This is a genomic window from Hassallia byssoidea VB512170 (assembly GCF_000817785.2).
In the GTDB taxonomy this organism is placed as follows: domain Bacteria; phylum Cyanobacteriota; class Cyanobacteriia; order Cyanobacteriales; family Nostocaceae; genus Hassallia; species Hassallia carrinoi.
The window spans coordinates 120,186-138,494 of the sequence record NZ_JTCM02000007.1 but is presented as its reverse complement, the minus strand read 5'-3'; the positions used below and the strand labels follow the sequence as shown (position 1 = coordinate 138,494).

General features: G+C 43.2%; 18 protein-coding genes. 9 read left to right on the top strand and 9 right to left on the bottom strand.

Annotated elements, in window-relative coordinates:
* Positions 1-18: 18 nt before the first annotated feature.
* The gene (locus PI95_RS06010; protein WP_236116947.1) at positions 19-1,008 is read right to left on the bottom strand and encodes an all3515 family Zur-repressed PEP-CTERM protein; all 990 of its coding nucleotides are present in this window, start codon (positions 1,006-1,008) and stop codon (positions 19-21) included.
* Positions 1,009-1,228: 220 nt separating this feature from the next.
* On the opposite strand from PI95_RS06010, the gene PI95_RS06005 reads away from it, so the two are divergent.
* Positions 1,229-2,197, top strand: coding sequence for a CobW family GTP-binding protein (locus tag PI95_RS06005; protein WP_039753601.1), 969 nt, complete (start codon positions 1,229-1,231; stop codon positions 2,195-2,197).
* Here PI95_RS06005 and PI95_RS06000 read toward each other — a convergent pair.
* Positions 2,194-2,331 (bottom strand): hypothetical protein, encoded by a 138-nt coding sequence (locus PI95_RS06000; RefSeq protein WP_163518645.1) that lies wholly within the window; start codon positions 2,329-2,331, stop codon positions 2,194-2,196. The two genes, PI95_RS06005 and PI95_RS06000, sit on opposite strands and share 4 nt — an antisense overlap.
* Before the next feature lie 16 nt (positions 2,332-2,347).
* Here PI95_RS06000 and PI95_RS05995 point away from each other — a divergent pair, with 16 nt between their 5' ends.
* From PI95_RS05995 to PI95_RS05980, 4 genes are all read left to right on the top strand, one after another.
* Positions 2,348-3,406, top strand: a complete 1,059-nt coding sequence (locus PI95_RS05995) for a WD40 repeat domain-containing protein (protein ID WP_039753603.1) — start codon at positions 2,348-2,350, stop codon at positions 3,404-3,406.
* Between the two features lie 165 nt (positions 3,407-3,571).
* Positions 3,572-3,874, top strand: coding sequence for a hypothetical protein (locus tag PI95_RS05990; RefSeq protein ID WP_163518644.1), 303 nt, complete (start codon positions 3,572-3,574; stop codon positions 3,872-3,874).
* A 32-nt stretch (positions 3,875-3,906) separates the two neighbouring features.
* Entirely contained in the window at positions 3,907-4,233 is a 327-nt protein-coding gene (locus PI95_RS05985) for a hypothetical protein (protein ID WP_373695681.1), read from the top strand.
* Between the two features lie 246 nt (positions 4,234-4,479).
* The gene (locus tag PI95_RS05980) at positions 4,480-5,460 is read left to right on the top strand and encodes a metal ABC transporter solute-binding protein, Zn/Mn family (RefSeq protein ID WP_039753606.1); all 981 of its coding nucleotides are present in this window, start codon (positions 4,480-4,482) and stop codon (positions 5,458-5,460) included.
* 159 nt (positions 5,461-5,619) lie between these two features.
* On the opposite strand, the gene PI95_RS05975 is transcribed toward PI95_RS05980, so the two are convergent.
* Positions 5,620-6,216 carry a hypothetical protein gene (locus tag PI95_RS05975; protein ID WP_052325844.1) on the bottom strand — a complete coding sequence of 199 codons (597 nt, stop codon included), beginning with the start codon at positions 6,214-6,216 and terminating at the stop codon, positions 5,620-5,622.
* A 195-nt stretch (positions 6,217-6,411) separates the two neighbouring features.
* Here PI95_RS05975 and PI95_RS05970 point away from each other — a divergent pair, with 195 nt between their 5' ends.
* Complete coding sequence (locus PI95_RS05970; protein WP_039753607.1) at positions 6,412-8,313, top strand: caspase family protein; 1,902 nt, start codon at positions 6,412-6,414, stop codon at positions 8,311-8,313.
* 62 nt (positions 8,314-8,375) lie between these two features.
* Here the strand turns inward: PI95_RS05970 and PI95_RS05965 are convergent, their stop codons facing one another.
* Positions 8,376-8,753 carry a Mo-dependent nitrogenase C-terminal domain-containing protein gene (locus tag PI95_RS05965; protein WP_039753609.1) on the bottom strand — a complete coding sequence of 126 codons (378 nt, stop codon included), beginning with the start codon at positions 8,751-8,753 and terminating at the stop codon, positions 8,376-8,378.
* A 473-nt stretch (positions 8,754-9,226) separates the two neighbouring features.
* Here PI95_RS05965 and PI95_RS05960 point away from each other — a divergent pair, with 473 nt between their 5' ends.
* Complete coding sequence (locus PI95_RS05960; protein ID WP_039754228.1) at positions 9,227-10,444, top strand: SLC13 family permease; 1,218 nt, start codon at positions 9,227-9,229, stop codon at positions 10,442-10,444.
* A gap of 98 nt (positions 10,445-10,542) precedes the next feature.
* On the opposite strand, the gene PI95_RS05955 is transcribed toward PI95_RS05960, so the two are convergent.
* The 5 genes from PI95_RS05955 to PI95_RS05935 all read right to left on the bottom strand — a co-directional run bounded on the left by PI95_RS05955 (position 10,543) and on the right by PI95_RS05935 (position 16,013).
* The gene (locus tag PI95_RS05955) at positions 10,543-11,103 is read right to left on the bottom strand and encodes a Uma2 family endonuclease (RefSeq protein WP_039753610.1); all 561 of its coding nucleotides are present in this window, start codon (positions 11,101-11,103) and stop codon (positions 10,543-10,545) included.
* A gap of 19 nt (positions 11,104-11,122) precedes the next feature.
* Entirely contained in the window at positions 11,123-11,791 is a 669-nt protein-coding gene (locus PI95_RS05950) for a hypothetical protein (protein ID WP_052325845.1), read from the bottom strand.
* A 78-nt stretch (positions 11,792-11,869) separates the two neighbouring features.
* Positions 11,870-13,648, bottom strand: a complete 1,779-nt coding sequence (locus PI95_RS05945; RefSeq protein WP_039753612.1) for a ribonuclease J — start codon at positions 13,646-13,648, stop codon at positions 11,870-11,872.
* A 260-nt stretch (positions 13,649-13,908) separates the two neighbouring features.
* Positions 13,909-14,805 (bottom strand): 4-hydroxy-tetrahydrodipicolinate synthase, encoded by an 897-nt coding sequence (gene dapA / locus PI95_RS05940; protein WP_039753613.1) that lies wholly within the window; start codon positions 14,803-14,805, stop codon positions 13,909-13,911.
* Between the two features lie 164 nt (positions 14,806-14,969).
* Positions 14,970-16,013, bottom strand: a complete 1,044-nt coding sequence (locus PI95_RS05935; protein WP_039753614.1) for an aspartate-semialdehyde dehydrogenase — start codon at positions 16,011-16,013, stop codon at positions 14,970-14,972.
* A gap of 506 nt (positions 16,014-16,519) precedes the next feature.
* Here PI95_RS05935 and PI95_RS05930 point away from each other — a divergent pair.
* Both PI95_RS05930 and tig read left to right on the top strand, forming a co-directional pair.
* Complete coding sequence (locus tag PI95_RS05930; protein ID WP_163518643.1) at positions 16,520-16,780, top strand: hypothetical protein; 261 nt, start codon at positions 16,520-16,522, stop codon at positions 16,778-16,780.
* A 39-nt stretch (positions 16,781-16,819) separates the two neighbouring features.
* A complete protein-coding gene (tig, locus tag PI95_RS05925; protein WP_039753615.1) occupies positions 16,820-18,292 on the top strand; it encodes a trigger factor in 1,473 nt (490 codons plus the stop codon).
* The last annotated feature ends 17 nt before the right edge of the window (positions 18,293-18,309 follow it).

Genomic DNA, 18,309 nt, shown 5'->3' with positions numbered 1-18,309 from the left:
TTGATGCGAGACTAAAGATTAATTTAAGCTACTGCCAGTACGTTTCTTGAGTTGAGAAAGAGAAACTGCTAGTAAACCAATTATCCCCAGACCAAGAATAACTGACGGTTCAGGCACTTTCTTGACTTGAAAATCTAAACTGAATGTGCCAGACTCTTTAAAGGCAGTGCGATTATTGTCAGTACCTAAATCCACTAGTTTGAATGTTGCTGAGTAAGTTCCTAGTGGTGCAGCCTTGTCAGTCCAAAAAGTAGGGGTGAACGAAAAATTATCACCGCTGCCGATTGTATAAATATCGCCAACTGACTTGAGGATATCAACCCCTGCTGAATCAACAATATTCAATCCACTGCTAATTGAAGCTAATTGTAAACCAATTGTTGCACCCTCAAGCGATCGCTGCCAGCGACCATTAGAGCTATTGTACAAATACTGGTCTTCTGGTTCTGGAGAATTTTTTAGAGACGCTATAGGTTCTATCTTCAGATTGCTGTACTCGTCGTTTGTTAAACCGCTAATCAAGCGATCGCGATAAATTCCCTTACCTGGTAATAATGTTAGCGGTGGCTGATTTGTGTAAGTCTCCGGAATTCGATTATTTGTACTGGTTGAATTAATAATTGGACTGTCTACAGTTCCTGAATAGCTATAAGCACCAATACCGTGGAAATGGTTCGTTGTCGGGTCTTCTTCCCTATGTGCAAACAAATAGGTCAGACGATTGTAATTCGGGTTGTCCAATCCAGTGTATGTCCCTCGGTTGAGAACATCTAAATTATCTAACCCGATGAAATAGTCGGTGTGGTCATGGTCGCTATCATTACCATGAGCTTGTGCCGGTGCAAAAGTAGTAGATAAAACCCCACCAGCAGCCAAAAAGCTGACTGCAATAGACGCGATCGCTTGCCCTGTTTGAGTCCCTGACTTTTTCGAGCCAGTAGTGTTATTTAAAACCACCACGTTTCTCCAGAAAAGTATAATTCCTTGCCCAGCGATAATGATTATCATGAAATTACTCTCCCTGTCAATTAACGATTTGTTACAAATTGTCAATCCGATTTTTGGCAAATATTTTAATATATATTTCTATTGGCAGATGTATAAAAATTAAATTGTTTCAATAAGCTGTTCTGCCAACTCAACAAACAATAAATCACCACAAAAATATAAAAAGACTTATGATAGGTGGTAATGATAATCTAAAAGGTGAAAAAAAGGCATTCAGAGTATGTTTACGGAAACACCGAATACAGTGCCTGTAACCGTTCTGACGGGCTACCTGGGTGCAGGGAAAACGACACTTCTCAATCACATCCTCACCTACGAACACGGCAAGAAAGTCGCTGTCATCGTCAATGAATTTGGGGAAGTAGGCATTGATAATCAATTAATTATCGATGCAGATGAAGAAATCTTTGAAATGAACAACGGCTGCATCTGCTGTACAGTGCGCGGTGACTTGATTCGCATCATCGGCAACTTAATGAAGCGGCGTGATAAATTTGACCATTTGGTGATTGAAACTACTGGATTAGCAGACCCAGCACCGGTGATTCAGACGTTCTTTGTTGATGAAGATATGCAAACTCAACTGTCTTTGGATGCAGTGGTGACAGTTGTCGATGCCAAGCATATCTGGCAACATTGGGATGCAGACGAAGCACAAGAACAAATTGCCTTTGCGGATGTGATTTTGTTAAATAAAACTGATTTGGTAGCACCAGAACAGTTGGATGAATTAGAAAAGCGGATTCGGTCAATGAATGCAATGGCGAAAATTTACCGTACCCGCAATTCTGAGTTAGGAATGGACGCTTTATTGGGTGTACAAGCTTTTGATTTAGATCGCGCTTTGGAAATTGACCCGAATTTCTTAGGGGAAGATGCTCACGTACATGATGAAAGCGTGTATTCTGTAGCTTTGGTAGAACAGGGCGAAGTGGATGGACAAAAATTAAATAATTGGCTATCCGAGTTATTACGTACTCAAGGACCAGATATCTTTAGGATGAAAGGTATTTTGAATATCGCCGGCGAAGATAACCGCTTTGTGTTCCAAGGAGTGCATATGTTGTTTGATGGTAAAGGCGATCGCCCCTGGAAACCAAACGAAACCCGCAAAAACGAACTTGTCTTCATCGGTCGCAATCTTGACGAAGCCAAACTTAGAGAAGATTTCCGCGCTTGTTTGATTTAAGAGGGAATGGGGAATGGGGAGTAGGGAGTGGGGGGGATGAGGAGCAGGGGGGAAATTTCTCCTTGTCTCCTTGTCTCCTTGTCCTCCTTGTCCTCCTTGTCCCCCTTGTCCACTCCCCACTCCCCACTCCCCACTCCCCACTCCCCCACAATGAACCCCCTAACCGCCAATTCCAAAGAATTCGAGCAGCACTTTTCCGGGACGCTTTCAGATTATGTGACAGCGATCGCTTGGTCGCCAAATAATACAATAGCTGCAACCTCCGCTGCTGGGGAAGTCGCGCTTTGGCTTGATGGCGATTTAGCAATTCTCCAAGCTGGTAACGGTGAATCAGTAAACTGTGTAGCCTTTTCCCCAGATGGGCAATATTTAGCCGTTGGGGGACAAGATGGAAGGGTGAAAATTTGGCGGCAAAGTGAGTTAATTGCTACTTTGGAAAATGCCCCGGCTTGGGTTGACAAGCTGGCTTGGAGTCATACTAGCAACTTGTTAGCTTTTAGTTTGGGGCGTTACGTACAAGTATGGGATGCCGACTTACAAGAAACAGTTGTCACGCTAAATTTTGAAAATTCCTCAGTATTGGGTATTGATTGGCGAAGTGATGGACAATACTTAGCTGTTAGCGGTTATCAGGCTGTCAAAGTATGGAATTCTCAAGATTGGGATGAGGAACCATACGTTTTGGAAATGCCTACAGTTAGTGTAGCTATGGCTTGGTCGCCCGATGGTAAATTTCTGGCTTCTGGTAACATGGATCGCAGCGTTACCGTGTTGGAATGGGATAATCCCGACCCTTGGGTAATGCGCGGCTTTCCTGGTAAAATTCGCCATTTAGCATGGTCAGAAGCTACCACCCAAGTAGGTGCGCCGATTTTAGCTTCTTCCAGCGTTGAGGGTATTGTTGTATGGGAAAAGCTAGAAGATGAAGCTTTGGGATGGGAAGCGACAGTGTTAACAAATCATGTGGATGTCATTCAGGCGATCGCTTTTGCACCCAACAGCTTTATTCTCGCTTCCGCTGCTAGTGATGGCTGGCTGTGTTTGTGGAACAAAGCCAAGCAAGTCTCACAAGTTCTCACAGGTGCATCAGCAGGCTTTTCCTGCCTAGCTTGGCATCCCCAAGGCAAGTTACTTGCTGCTGGTGGCGAAAATGGCGAATTATTCGTTTGGTCAAAAGTTACGCGGGGTCAAGGATTCGGGCGAAGTTAAATGAAGGAAGAGGGGAAAATATGTAGGGTGCGTTACTAACGCACCATTTTCATGTGGTGCGTTAACGCAGTGTAACGCACCCTAGGGACTAGCTGAGAAATTTAATGTTTATTTTCAACGCTATCACTTATACTCAGCTTAAAATCAGTTCTATTGATGTCAGCAATGAATAAACTTGCACTGACTTTGCTTTGCTCCTCCAGCTTTTTTAGCGCAATGCTACTAACAGTCAATCCAGCTTTTGCGAAAAAGGCAACTCCTCAAGATTTAGCTACTCCCAAGTTGCAACCATCTATTGAACAAACAGTGAATGCACCTGCGGCTAAAAAAGACACCGAATTCCCAACCATCCAATCAAGTGAAAGAGTCAAAGAGGTTGCCATTCAGATGTTTGGCTGCGACTGTTCTAGCTGTCAATCCGCTGCTAGTCAAATAATGCTACAAGGTAATCTGCCTCAACCTCAATAAGCCAAATTCTTAACATTCACTCTTCTGAGTTGATGGTAAACAATTTATTGGGATATGCTGTATCTGCAACCCCCTCTGTAATCTATAAATTTATGAAGATAGCCAAACTGATTTTGCTTGCCTTTCCTGTAGTTGTAGCTTCAGCATTCATGCTTGCCTTACCTGCCGCAGCGTCGATTGCGAACACACCTGCTGCATCTCAGGTTACTTTGGTCTCTACACAACCAATTTCCCAATCGGTAACACCATTAACTCAAGAATCTAATCCTATCACAGATCAACTTGGTTGTAATTGCCCTACTTGCGTTAAAGCTAATTCTCAGCTACTGCAAGGTAAGCTACCATTTGCTGGCATTTAAAAAGTTATAACTTATGAGTAGTAGGGGTACAACGTCCGTCGCGCTGTACCCCTATTTATTTATTTTGCTTGGGTAAGTCCTGTCGCTGCTACAATTTCCAACAGATGCCCGACTTGGTTTGTCAAATCAACTTGTATGAGTGCGTTAACGCTTCACTATTTGACAACCAAGTTTTAAAAACGCTGGGATTTCACTTCACGTTCATGATAAAGATTATTGTTATTGTAGCGCCTCAAGGAGTTAGTGATGTCAAAAACAATACCATCAACTAATTCCTTGCGAATAGCTTTTCTTGTTCTAGCGATTGGATTGGTTGGGTGTAATCAAAATACAAACACCGCTTTCACGCAAACCAATAGTAGAAATAATAATTTGCCTCAAGTAGTAGCGACTACAAGCATCCTGTGTGATTTAACTAGACAAGTAGCGGGAAACTCAGTTAATCTTACCTGCTTGATTCCCCCAGGAGCAGATCCGCACGTTTATCAACCTAAGCAGGAAGACCGGGAAGCGATGCAGACGGCAGTGCTTATTTTATACAACGGTTACAGTTTGGAGCCGAGTTTAATTAGATTGATTAAAGCTAGTAAAAACCAAACACCGAAAATTGCAGTAGGTCAAGTTGCGGTTCCCAAACCACAACAGTTTCAGCAAGGTAAGAAGGTAAACGATCCTCATGTTTGGCATAATGTCAAGAATGCGATCGCAATGGTGGATGTCATCAGTCGCAACCTAGAAAAAGTCTCACCAGAAAACGCAACGCTTTATACCAGAAATTCGCAACAAATCAAAAGTGAGCTAACTCAGCTCGATAGTTGGGTTAAGTCAACAATTACAACTATTCCCGCCAATCAACGCGAATTAGTTACCATTCATAATGCAATGGGTTATTATGCTTCTTCTTACGGACTTTCATTAAAAGGCACTTTGTCAGGCATCAGCACCGAAGGAAAACCAACAGATGCGCGTGTCAAAAGTTTAGTAAATAATATCAAGCAGGCGAGAGTGCCGACAATTTTTGCCGAAACGACAATCAACCCCAACTTAATAGAGTCTGTAGCAAGACAAGCGAGAGTCAAAGTTTCCCAAAGAGAACTTTTTACCGATAGTTTGGGTGAACCAGGAAGCGAGGGAGAAACCTACCAGAAAATGATGACGGCAAATACCCGCACAATTGTTGAAGGATTGGGAGGAACTTACTTGATATTTGTACCGAAAGCTAGATAGGGGAGTGGGGCAGGGGGCAGGGGGCAGGGGGCAGGGGGCAGGGGGGAAAGGGAAAAGAACACGTTCCCAATTACCAATTCGCAATTACCAATTCGCAACTACCTTTTTCCCAATTACCAATTCCCAATTACCTTTTTCCCAATTCCCAATTCCCAATTTTCAACGCTTCGGTTCCGGGTTTGCTAGAGGTGGTGGAACTAAGGGAATATTGGTAGGTTGTGGGGTTTTGTTCAAATCGGGAGTTGGGGGTGCTGGTGGGGTTGCCGTCGGGGTAGCAGGAACTGGTGGAGGAGAATTTGTGGTTGTGGAATTTCGTCCAAAAAATAAAAGCGATCGCGCAGTTTTAAAGTAAGTTGCCCAAACTTGCGGATCGGGACGATTTCGCCATTGCAGACGACTAACTTCTAATGCCAAAACTGGAGCGATCGCCCCATAATTTTGCGCGGATACAACTACGGAAACGTCTGTAACTAAAATATCTTGGTCAAAGCTGCGTTGAGCCGCTGCCCTAGCTGCCGCTTCCGCCCTTCTGAGGATGGTTTCGTAGTTTTCTTCTGGTAAGCTGTCAATCGCTAAGTCCACTCTCGCGGTATAAGCTTGCACACTCTGCGGCGCGATCGCTTCACACACAACCCAAACCGGAATTGCAGTACCGAGCAAAACAATTAAAGGAACTATCCGGATTTGTTTGGCAATTTGGCTAATAACTGGAAAGGGAATGATGGATGATAGTTGGTGAGCAACACTTCTGCTCATGACTTTATGCTCCTTACTGATGATTTGTAATTTGAAATAAGCAAAGGTATTTTCGGATAAAAAATGTAATAAAAATTACACATAATCAGAAGACCCATTCAGAATCACCTGAACTATATGACATAGGTTAGCCTTGTTTTTTCAGCAAAGCCAACCGCAATTTTATGCAAGTAAACAATAAGTAGAAAAAGCGCGATGGCAAATCATTGGGCGATCGCTATAGGCATCAATCAATATCAATTCTTTCAGCCTTTAGGTTGCGCTCAAGCAGATGCTGAGGCAGTCTTAGATTTTTTCGTTACACAAGCGGGTTTTTCGTCGCAACAGTGTTTGTTGATGACAGATACTTCGCCACCTATTGGCAATAGATCGACCTATCCCAGCAAAGAAAATATTCTCGTTTTGGTTGAGGATTTGCTAGCCAATTTTTGGCAACCGCAAGACTACGTATGGTTATTCTTTAGCGGTTACGGAGTTAATTACAACGGCAACGATTATTTAATGCCACAAGAAGGAAATCCGGCTGAGGTGCTTCATACTGGCATACAAGTGCGATCGCTGATGCAAAGTCTGCAATTTGCGAACTTGAATGTTGTCCTAGTGTTCGATATCAACCGCACTTTTGGCGCTCAAGGAAATACTCCCGTTGGCAAAGAAACTCTAGACTTAGCGCAAGAACTACAAATTGCCACAATTCTTTCTTGTCAAAGCGAACAATTCTCTTACGAAAGTAACGAACTCGGTCACGGAATTTTTACCGAAGCATTGTTAGCAGCTTTGCATTCCGGTCATGGTAGCAGCTTAACAGAGTTAAAAAATTATTTAAGCCTCCGCACGCCAGAATTTTCTCAACACTACTGGCGTCCGACACAAAATCCTGTTGTGATTATTCCATCAAAACCGCAACAAATCTTACCTTACCAAACTCAGACAAGCGACAGTGACGAAGCCTCAATTTTTCCTACAGAAGAAATCTTTGCTGTTGCTGTTTCGGCTCCCTCGCTCCAAGAAAATTCTTTTAGAGATTCGGCTCAGTTACAACAAGTTCCACTTGAGCCACTAACCTGGGGAGAAGCCCCAACTATAACTTCTATATCTCGTAGCTTCGGAGGAGGTCAAGCAACATCAGAAGATATTTCTACCCCAAATTCGCCACAGACGACTACAGGTAGAAGATTTATTCCTTCACCTGAATCTTACGTCTCTCAATTATCTGCTTCTCACACAACCAACTTTCCCCAAAGAAGAAGGAGATATGCTCGATTGTGGAAACAGCTAGTATTGTGGGGTGTCGGCACCACAATGGTACTAACTTCAATCGTGCTAATTTGTGTCCGCAATAAGACAGGATTTAAATTTGCGGAAATATTGCCAAAAGCATCTAATACTGCCAATAGTGATATAAATGTGGTCAAAACACCAACTGTCCGCTCTATTTCCGAAACAACCGCACCAGTTACACCAAAAAATCAACCAAAGCAAACAAGCTTTATTTCCAAATCGCAACAGCGAAACCAAGCTGTATTAGATTTGGCGAAAAAGTCGCTAAGACAAACTCAAGCTAGCGACTTAAGAATGGCGATTCTTACTGCTCGGAAAATCAAAGCTGGTGAACCGCTTTACGATCAAGCTCAGGAGAATATTAAGATTTGGAGCCAGATGATTTTAGATTTAGCCGAGGGTCGCGCCAAGCAAAAACAATATAGCAGTGCGATCGCCGCAGCAGCATTAATCACCAAAAGCGAGCCAAATTATCCCAAAGCTCAAGCTGCAATTACTCAGTGGCGGTTAGAAGCAAAGCAGTATGTTAGTAATACCACCGTTTTAGACGCAGCCAATCGCTTAATTCAACCCGGACAAGCATCTACTTATAATCGGGCGATCGAAGTAGCGAAGAAAGTATCACCCGGTCAACCAGGCTTCGATGAAGCGCAAAAATCGATGAATAAATGGAGTCAAATAATTTTATCTCTCGCCAAAAGACGTGCTGCTAGAGGCGAATTTAAAGCCGCAATTGAAACCGCTACTTTAGTTCCAGAGGTAACAGCACCTTACGAAGAAGCTCAAACAGCGATTCAAAAATGGCAAAAAAAATAGTAGAGACGTTCCACCGGAACGTCTCTACCGCCCCCGGAACGTCTCTACCGCGCCTTTCATTATTAACAGTACTGTGATATATCCTCGCCGCAATCATCGGCTAGATAGCACAGCGCTCGAAAGCGTAATCCAACCACTTCTTCATATAAGGGGTTGAGCTTACACATCGGTGGGATATGAAATAAGGTTTTACCGAATAATTTCACATCGCGCTCAAACGGACATTGAGCCGGAATCAATTTGCACAAGCGGTGAGCTAAAGTGCGATCGCTTACTTTAACATTGTCTATCCACAGCCGCAGTGGTTGAAGAATATCACGGTCAGGCTCTGAGGAACGACTGTACAGCGCGTGTACTTGGGTGTCAGATGCATTTGCGGGATTTAACGATACCCAGCTTGCTAAAAAAATCTTTGGCGTGGTACTATGAAATACCTTCATGGTTCGCTCCTCTGTGTTTGTGAGGGTCACAGAATCCGATGACTCTCTACAAGGTGTAAATTACTTTCAAACGAAAATCGTGTTTTGACTTAGACACACTCTGATGTTTATGTAGCTACTTAAATCAGAATCTATTTCTTACTACGTCAAGTTAACCGCACTTTTCCCAGAAGTGGAAGTCTACTAGTACTATCTTGTTGATAACTTGACACAGTTTAAATTTTAATAAAGACATCTGCCTTTAGACAGGTTTTATTGTAACATTTACAAAATTTAATGCAAGTGATTTGTGCCAGTATTTTTACTGGAATTTGCAAATTGGTCATTGGGAATTGGGAATTGGTAATTGGGAAAAAGCGAATTGGACAAAACCATTACCCATTACCCATTACCCATTACCCATTACCCATTCCCCATTCCCCATTACCCAGTCCCCAATTCCCAATCGGTTGTTCCCAGTCTTGGGTAAAAAAGTGATTGTCCTTAAATATGGGATTTATAGCGTATTAGGGTTGACTTACTTAGGGTTAGCGTTGGGTAGCCTACCTGGGTTACGGATGAACCGTGCCACGATCGCTTTAGTTGGATCTGCCTTTCTAATTGCTTTGGGTGTGGTGACTTTACACGAAGCTTGGGAAGCAATTGATGCCAAAACCATCGTGTTTCTTTTGAGCATGATGGTAGTCAACGCTAATTTAGCCTATGCAGGATTTTTTCCCCAGGCACTGTCGGTGTTATTGAGTTTTACCCGGAGTCCTCTAGGTGTATTAATAGCCTTAACTTTTGGCAGTGGTATCCTCTCGGCGATTTTTCTCAATGACACGATAGCGCTGATTTTTACACCATTAACATTGAGCTTGACTCAAGCTTTGGGTTTAAATCCGATTCCTTATTTACTAGCTGTTGCGGGAGCAACTAATATTGGCTCGGTAGCAACTTTGAGCGGGAATCCGCAAAATATATTGATTGGCTCGTTTTCCGGTATCGGCTATTTAGAGTTTTTACGGGCATTAAGTCCAGTTGCCGTGATTGGCTTGATAATTCAGATAGGATTGCTGTGGTTGCTTTATCCAGAAGTGCGTTCACGGAGTGTGCCGCAGGTATCGCTTCAAGCGTGCGATAATTTATTCACCACAAAAACACGTATTTTCAAACCTCTTTATCAAAAAACTTTAATCATCACCACCGGATTACTCATTGCCTTTGTTGCCGGCTTACCTCTAACAGAATCTGCCTTAGTTGCTGCTAGCTTATTGCTAATCACTCGCCGAGTAAAACCACAGCGCATCCTCAAAAAAGTCGATTGGAATCTGTTGGTAATGTTTTCTGGACTCTTTATCTTGACAAGAGTGACGCAAAAGTTAAATTTATTGCAGCCGTTCACTCATGCAATTAACTCTGCTGTTGGTTTATTAGGGGTGACAGCTATCTTATCTAATTTGATTTCTAATGTTCCAGCAGTACTTCTGCTGCAACCGTTGATTTCTAAAGATGACACACATTCCTGGCTGTTACTAGCAGCCGGATCAACTTTAGCTGGTAATCTAACTTTGTTTGGTTCCGTTGCTAACTTAATAGTCGCAGAAGCTGCAAATGAGTTAGGTTACAAGCTGACTTTTTGGGAGCATTTACGCTTTGGGGCGCCGTTGACTGTATGTACTTTATTTCTGGTTTATTTGTGGGTTCATTAGTACTTTAGAAGGTCACGTTTTTAAACGCAGAGGAGCGCGGAGGTAAGCGCAGAGTGACGCAGAGTTTTTGTGAGAAATTTTCGTCATGAATGCGTGTACTAAGCTGAAAGCACTTGTTGAGTATTCAAGGTTAGTTGGGGAAAAATTTGAGAAATAATTAGTTGGTTTCCGGTAAAAACAGTTTGCTTGTAACTACCTTGGTCTAGCAGACACACCGTCACCTTATTTTCCAGAGGGTCAACAATCCAATACTCTATAACACCAATAGCGGCATATTCAGAAGTTTTTTGGTTATAGTCTCGGTCAACAGATTCGGGACTTACTACCTCAACTATTAGCGGTGGAGCAGTCTTGAGGATAGCTGAGGTACTCTCAATACTTTGTGCTTGGTCGTTAGTAATCACACAAACATCAGGTCGTCTGGGTTGTTTGTTAGTCAGCACCTCTGTACCGTTGGGACGGGGTTGTAAAGGCAATCCGCTTTTTTGAATTTCTAAAAAGAAGCTAACTAAAAGTAGGGTGATAATCGCTTCATGTTTGCCAGTACCAGGAGGCATTTCTACCAGCACCCCATCCTCAAGTTGATAGCGCTTGTCCGTACCGTCATCAAAATTTAGGTAATCCTCAAGAGTGGCAATTTTGATTGGTGTTTTCGTCATAGCGATCGCCTTTTCAGTATCAAGCGGCAGGTTTTTTGGTTTTATCTAACATCGTAGCCAGAAGCCGATCGCGCTCAAGCTGCGAACCGTCGAACCATGTAACTTGTCCAAACGTGTCATCTACAATCTTCCTTTTATCTTGGTAGATGTGGACGTGAATACCTGCCTCTTGAGGCAGATCGCTAGTCCAAAGAACAGCTGGTGTTGATGACCACACCTTGACTTGACAATTTTGGTAGTCTCTCAGGTCAAGGATGCGATCGCTATCAACAAAGTCTGGGTTTTTTGTGAGTTTGTTTGCTAATTCGCTGAGGGGACTGCTAACGATAGGTTCCTTTGACCAGTTAGAATCAACGCCGCAGTTACCACAGAAGTGCTTTTTATGCGGGTTTTTAGCGAAGTCACCAAGGTCTAGGTGTGGGTGTTGGCAGGTGTGACAGTATAGTGTCCCTAGAGGCAGATTGCTAATCAATGCTTCTAAATATGCCAGCGCCGAAGGAGGAGCTATAACAACCCTTTTTATCAGTGCATTACCAAATAACGGCAGTGAATCACACGATGTTACTACTACCGCCGGGAAGTTGGCATCAATACTATTTTTACCCTGTAACTGTGGTCGGGCGTGTAAGTGGATTACAACGCCATCAATATCAGGCTCGTCGGTAGTATTAATTGCCGTCTGGTTCAAATCTCACGCCAAAACGCAAAGACTTAAAGTTTTCCTTTGCGTCTTTGCGCCTTTGCGTGAGCTTTTCTCTTAAATTCCCTACGACGCCACTTGAGCAGCAGTGCGAGTCCGACGCCTTCTGCCATCGGTGGCAACTTTCACAGGAGGTTCATCAGGAGTTTGCATCAACAAAGTCACAGATGGTTGACATTGCAATTCCTTTCTGATGGATCGTTGCAATTCCCGCTCTAAAACGCCTTGCAATCCACCCCAGTCCATCTCTGATTGCTCGCTTTCAAAGCCAGGATTGCTAAATTCAGACCAACGCACGCTGAGGATTTCTTCAATCCGCTGTTGCACCCATTTTTGCAGCAGCGATCGCTCTATACTTGTCACCACCCCGCGCAGGTGAATTTCTGGTTTTGCCATCAGCTTGCCACTCCAATCTATTGCCGCAGCGATGGTGACGATACCTTCTGAAGCCATGCGTTGCCGTTCTTGCAATACTTTGGAGCTAACCATGCCAGAACTAGAAGTATCCACCAACTCTATACCAGAGGGCACTTTACCAGCAACTTTAATAGAATTTTCCGTTAATTCTATTACATCTCCATTCTGTATAATCACCATGTTCTCTGCCGGAATGCCCACACTTTGAGCCGTCTGGGAGTGCTTCACCAGCATCCGATGTTCGCCGTGAATCGGTAAAAAGAACTTCGGGCGAGTCAACGCCATCATCAGCTTTTGGTCTTCTTGACAGCCGTGACCGGATACGTGTATTCCTTTTTCTCTACCGTAAATTACATTTGCGCCCTGCATCATCAACTTATCGATGGTGTTGACGACAGCGATCGTATTTCCGGGAATCGGGTTAGCAGAGAATACCACTGTATCGCCTTGCCTGATTCTGATATGGGGGTGTTCTTTGTTAGCAATCCGTGTCATTGCTGACATCGGTTCGCCCTGAGAACCCGTAGTCAAAATCAGCACTTTATCTTCTGGTAAATTCCGAACCGCGTGTAACGGCTGTAAAAGATTATCTTCGCACTTGATGTAACCAAGATTACGCGCATGGGCAATCAAATTCAGCATTGAACGCCCGACAACTGCCACTACTCGGTTATACTTCTGCGCTAGCTGTAAAGTCATGTTGATGCGATGCACGCTGGAAGCGAAGGTAGTCACGAACAGTCGCCCAGGTGTTTGCATGAAGATGCGCTCTAAGTTGGGATAAACTGAACGTTCTGAAGGGGTAAATCCGGGTACTTCTGAGTTGGTTGAGTCACTCATCAAACAAAGTACGCCTTTTTCGCCGTGTTCGGCTAACCGTTGCAAGTCAAAATGCTCACCATCGACTGGGGTGTGGTCAAATTTAAAGTCGCCTGTGTGAATGATTACACCAACGGGGGTGTTAATTGCTACGGTGAAACTATCGGCGATGGAGTGAGTATTACGGATATACTCGACCACAAACGATTTGCCAAACCGCACGACATCACGGGGTCTGACTGTTCTTAATTCAGTGCGATCGCGTACACCAGCTTCTTCTAATTTCCCTTCTAGCATTGCCAGTGCTAGTCTCGGTCCATAAATCACCGGAATGTCAAATTGCTTTAGGTGAAAAGCGATACCGCCGATATGGTCTTCATGACCGTGGGTAACGATCATCCCTTTAATTTTGTGGCGATTTTCCCGCAGATAAGTTGTATCCGGCAGAACAATGTTTACTCCGTGCATCGCCTCTGTCGGGAAAGCCAAACCTGCATCTAACAGGATAATTTCGTCTTCATACTCGAAAACGCAGGTATTTTTACCAATTTCATGTAAGCCGCCCAATGGAATGATTTTTAGGGCGGAGTTAGCTTCGTTTTTAACCATTTTCTCCTGGATTGTTGTTTGCGGTTAATAAGTTGTAAGTAAGCTGTCTTCTATTACAGGCAACAGTATTTGTGTTTTATGTCACTTTAAAAAAGCGTGAATTTTAAATTCAGATAAAACTGTTGTTCAATAAAATTGACTTTACACACTGAAATTTCATACTATATCGTTAGTCTTAACACAGGCTTCATCTGTACAACCTGGTTAAAATTACGTCTTTTTCTCAGTAACTGCGACTAAGCTAATTTGCTTGTTTCTCATCAAGTTTGTGCTTGAATTAAATTAAGTTCCTGAAGAACCGACTTTAATTTTTGAGTTACTTCTGCGTCGGCTTCACACAGCGGTAGACGAGTTGAACCTACCTCCCAACCTTGAAGTTGCAAAGCTTTCTTAAGTGGAATGGGATTTGTAGTTTTAAATAAAGCTTTAAACAACGGAAATAATTGCAAATGAATCTCAGTAGCAACTTGAGTTTTCCCCGTTGAAAAGGCTTGGATCATCTGCTGTAGTTGGGTTCCTACCAGATGACTCGCCACGCTGACTACTCCCTTTGCCCCGATCGCTAACAAAGGCAAAGTTAGTGAATCATCTCCAGAGTAAATCTGAAATTCTTTCGGTGTCAAGCGCCGAATTTCACTTGCCTGGTCTATATTACCGCTAGCTTCTTTGATGCCGACAATGTTGTTTACCTCGGCTAAACCTGCTACTGTTTCTGCACTGAGGTTTTGACCAGTACGACCTGGGACATTGTATAACAACATTGGGAGGTCGGGACAGGCAAGGGCTATCGCCTGAAAGTGCGCTTTTAAGCCGGCTTGCGGCGGTTTGTTGTAATAAGGTACAACTTGTAAAGATCCATCTATTCCTATTTTAGCGGCTTTTTGAGTAGCAGCGATCGCTTCTTTCGTAGAATTAGAACCACATCCTGCCATTATTTTAGCTTTTCCTGCAACCGCCTCGGACACCACAACAAACAACTGATATTCCTCTTCCCAAGTAAGAGTTGGAGATTCCCCAGTTGTCCCGCATACCACCAGTGTATCTGTACCGTTTTTCGCTAGATGTGCTGCCAATTCTGCGGCTACATCGTAATTAACACTGCCGTCTGCTTTAAACGGCGTAATCATCGCGGTTAAAACTCTACCAAAATCTACCACCCTTTTTTCACTCCTAATTAAATGGATGCTATTTTTTTGTATCTTGGTGGCTTTCTCTTGTCATAACCGATCTGCAAATTGCTATAAAAGCGTGACTCGCACATTTTCATTTCTTTTTCTGTATCTTAGTTAGCAATTTTCGCGATATAAATTTACTTTTTTTCTTAACTAGAAACGTAACTTGCCATCGGTTTGAGTATATTTTTTTCTACCAACAACTCCGCAATTTGCACTGCATTTAACGCCGCGCCTTTACGAATTTGGTCGCCACACAGCCACAGTTCTAATCCGCACGGATGAGATATATCCTGACGAATTCTCCCAACTAAAACGTCATCTTGCCCGCTAGCTTCAATTGGCATCGGAAAATGATTTGTTTCCCAATTTTCTACCAATTTGATACCAGGGGAATTACTTAAAATTTCTCTCGCTGCTTCCACAGCAAAAGGTGTGGCAAATTCTAAATTAATTGCTTCCGAGTGAGCGCGAAGTACGGGAACCCGTACACAAGTTGCGGTAATTCTTATATCTTGATTTCCAAATATCTTTCGGGTTTCGTTAACCATTTTCATTTCTTCTTCGCAGTATCCCAAATCATTCAATGGGGAGTTGTGCGGGAATAAATTAAACGCCAACGGGTAAGGAAATACTTCCGCAACTGGTTTTTTTCCTTGTAAAATGGCGCTTGTTTGGGTTGTTACTTCTGCCATTGCTTTCGCACCGGCGCCACTAGCAGATTGATAAGTTGCAGCGACAATGCGCTGTACAGGCTTAACTTGATGCAATGGATATACTGCTAACGCCATTAAAATTGTCGTACAGTTGGGGTTAGCAATAATGCCAGTATGGTTAGCTGCGGCTTGGGGATTTACCTCTGGAACTACCAAAGGTACTTCTGGATTCATCCGAAAAGCGCTGGAATTATCAATTACCACCGCACCCGCTGCGACAGCAATTGGTGCCCAAACTTTGGATATCGAACCTCCGGCGCTAGCCAGCACAATATCTACATTATCAAAGGCATCATCGCTTACTGCCTCTACTGGTAAATTTTCTCCTTTAAACGGTAGAGTCTGCCCTGCACTACGAGCGGACGCTAATAACTTTAAATTATCAACTGGAAAATTACGACTTTCTAACAATTGCAGTAATTCTTTGCCAACTGCACCAGTCGCTCCTAAAATAGCTACACTATAGGATTTAGACAAATTTGCTTCCTCCTGACTTCATAAGTATTTGTAATTTCTTGTTGGTCAAATCCCTAATTTATCCATATTTAATTATCAATCTTCTGATATAAAATAAATCTCAATAGTTCCAGATGGTATCTTTTAATCTAATACATTATTTATTTTATTGGTCATATTAGTAATGTTGCAATTTACAACAATTACTTGGAAAAATTCCTACCAATTTAAAATAAACATTATACAACAAACTGTTATTTAGCGTGAAAACAAGTTTGATATCTGCACTATTGTTGCCGTAGAAGCCGGATGCGATCGCCTAAATCTTCCATTCTCTGTAAACTAGGTTGCCAGAATGATGGATATACTATGATGCAAATGGACGTTTTTGAGCTATACCTCAAGGCAACTGGCGCTTGAGGCTAAAAGCACAAAGACGAACTGCTGGTTGAGAACCAGGATATCACGGTGTAAGCCCGACGAAAAACTAATTTCGATTTGGGATCGCAGGGAATGGGGAATGGGGAATGGGGAATGGGTTTTTGAAGAGGGGAAAAGGGTTTTGGGTAAAGGGTAAAGGAAGAAGAGTTTTTCCCTTTCCCCTTTCCCCTTTCCCCTTTACCCCTCCTTTCTTCCCAATGCCCCATGCCCAATTACCATTGCCCAATGCCCCACGTAAAGTTATTACGCGATTAGTGTCAAGTGCTTTGACATTAGCAGTAAACTGGATCTCTGCTGAAGGGCATCCATTTTTCAATCTAGACGCTCTACATGGTGTGCGTCTCTAGTCCACTCCGAGTAAAAATAGCAGACAACACAGACGAAGCATGAAAGTCACCCAGGAAAAACTTCCCGCAAGCCAAATAGGGCTGGAAATCGAGATTACGCCAGAAATGACTAAGCAAACTTACGAAAAGGTCATTAAGAACTTTACTAAAGATGCTAATATTCCTGGGTTTCGCAAAGGCAAGGTGCCTCGCCCCATATTGCTACAGCGCATCGGTACAGCTAGAGTTAAAGCAGCAGCACTGGAAGAAATAATTCAAGATGGGATCGAGAAAGCGGTAAAACAAGAAAACATCCAGGCGATCGGACAACCGCGCTTGCGATCGTCGTTTGAGGAATTGATTAATAATTATGAACCGGGCAAAGCTCTGATATTTTCCGCTGGTGTAGATGTAGAACCAAAAGTAAATCTGGTTAAGTATACTGACTTTGAAGTTAAAGCTGAGGAAGTAAAATCCGATCCAGAGAAAGTGGATACAGTCCTAGAGAGCCAACGTCAGGAAATGGGAACATTAATTCCTGTGGAAGGACGTGCAGCGCAAATCGGCGATGTGGCTGTGGTGGATTTTCAAGGTGTCTACTTCAAAGGAGAAGACGAAACCGCAGAACCCGAGCCAATTCCTGGGGGTGAGGCACAAGATTTTCAAGTAGAGTTGCAGGAAGATAAGTTTATTCCCGGTTTTGTGACGGGGATGGTAGGGATGAATCCTGGGGAAACCAAAGAAATTTCCGCTCAGTTTCCCGATCCGTATGCGAACGAAGAATTAGCCGGAAAAGCCGCCAAATTCACGGTAACGCTCAAAGAAATTAAAGAAAAAGAGCTACCGGAATTAAATGATGATTTGGCTCAAGAAATGAGCGATTTTGATACTTTAGCCGAATTGCGTGCTTCTTTAGAAGAGCGATATGAAAAAGAGGCTGCTACCAAAACTAAAGCAAATAAACAGGAAGCTTTGTTAGCAGAATTGCTCAAGCACGTAGAAGTAGACTTACCAGAAACGATGATTTCGCAAGAAGTCGATCAGATGCTGACGCAAACAGCGATGCGACTTTCTCAACAGGGGTTGGACGTTAAGAAACTGTTTACCCAAGATATTATTCCTCAGTTGCGGGAGCGATCGCGTCCGGAAGCAATTGAACGCTTAAAGCGATCGCTTGCACTTATAGAAATCGGTAAACGCGAGTCCATCGAAGCCACACCGGAAGAAATCGAGGCAAGAGTCACAGAACTGATGCAAGAGTACGCAGATCAAGATGTTGATCCCGAAAGACTCCGCGCAGTAGTCGAAAATGAACTCTCAACCGAAAAAATCGTCGATTGGCTGATAGAACACTCATCAGTCGAACTTGTACCTGAAGGAACTCTTACTCCTACTGAAGAGGCATCACCAGAATTAGAAGCAGCTGAACTTGTACCTGAAGGAACTCTTACTCCTACTGAAGAAGCATCACCAAAATTAGAAGCAGCAGCACCTGAGATAGAAGAACAAAACGGCGAATCTACTCCAGAGTAGAGAGATAGGGGGCAGGG

Bases quoted from the DNA above. Each gene is read 5' to 3' on its own strand.
- PI95_RS06010 (WP_236116947.1), bottom strand. From the start codon at position 1,008: ATGATAATCATTATCGCTGGGCAAGGAATTATACTTTTCTGGAGAAAC.
- PI95_RS06005 (WP_039753601.1), top strand. From the start codon at position 1,229: ATGTTTACGGAAACACCGAATACAGTGCCTGTAACCGTTCTGACGGGC.
- PI95_RS05995 (WP_039753603.1), top strand. From the start codon at position 2,348: ATGAACCCCCTAACCGCCAATTCCAAAGAATTCGAGCAGCACTTTTCC.
- PI95_RS05990 (WP_163518644.1), top strand. From the start codon at position 3,572: ATGAATAAACTTGCACTGACTTTGCTTTGCTCCTCCAGCTTTTTTAGC.
- PI95_RS05985 (WP_373695681.1), top strand. From the start codon at position 3,907: ATGGTAAACAATTTATTGGGATATGCTGTATCTGCAACCCCCTCTGTA.
- PI95_RS05980 (WP_039753606.1), top strand. From the start codon at position 4,480: ATGTCAAAAACAATACCATCAACTAATTCCTTGCGAATAGCTTTTCTT.
- PI95_RS05975 (WP_052325844.1), bottom strand. From the start codon at position 6,216: ATGAGCAGAAGTGTTGCTCACCAACTATCATCCATCATTCCCTTTCCA.
- PI95_RS05970 (WP_039753607.1), top strand. From the start codon at position 6,412: ATGGCAAATCATTGGGCGATCGCTATAGGCATCAATCAATATCAATTC.
- PI95_RS05965 (WP_039753609.1), bottom strand. From the start codon at position 8,753: ATGAAGGTATTTCATAGTACCACGCCAAAGATTTTTTTAGCAAGCTGG.
- PI95_RS05955 (WP_039753610.1), bottom strand. From the start codon at position 11,103: ATGACGAAAACACCAATCAAAATTGCCACTCTTGAGGATTACCTAAAT.
- PI95_RS05945 (WP_039753612.1), bottom strand. From the start codon at position 13,648: ATGGTTAAAAACGAAGCTAACTCCGCCCTAAAAATCATTCCATTGGGC.
- PI95_RS05930 (WP_163518643.1), top strand. From the start codon at position 16,520: ATGGGGAATGGGTTTTTGAAGAGGGGAAAAGGGTTTTGGGTAAAGGGT.
- tig (WP_039753615.1), top strand. From the start codon at position 16,820: ATGAAAGTCACCCAGGAAAAACTTCCCGCAAGCCAAATAGGGCTGGAA.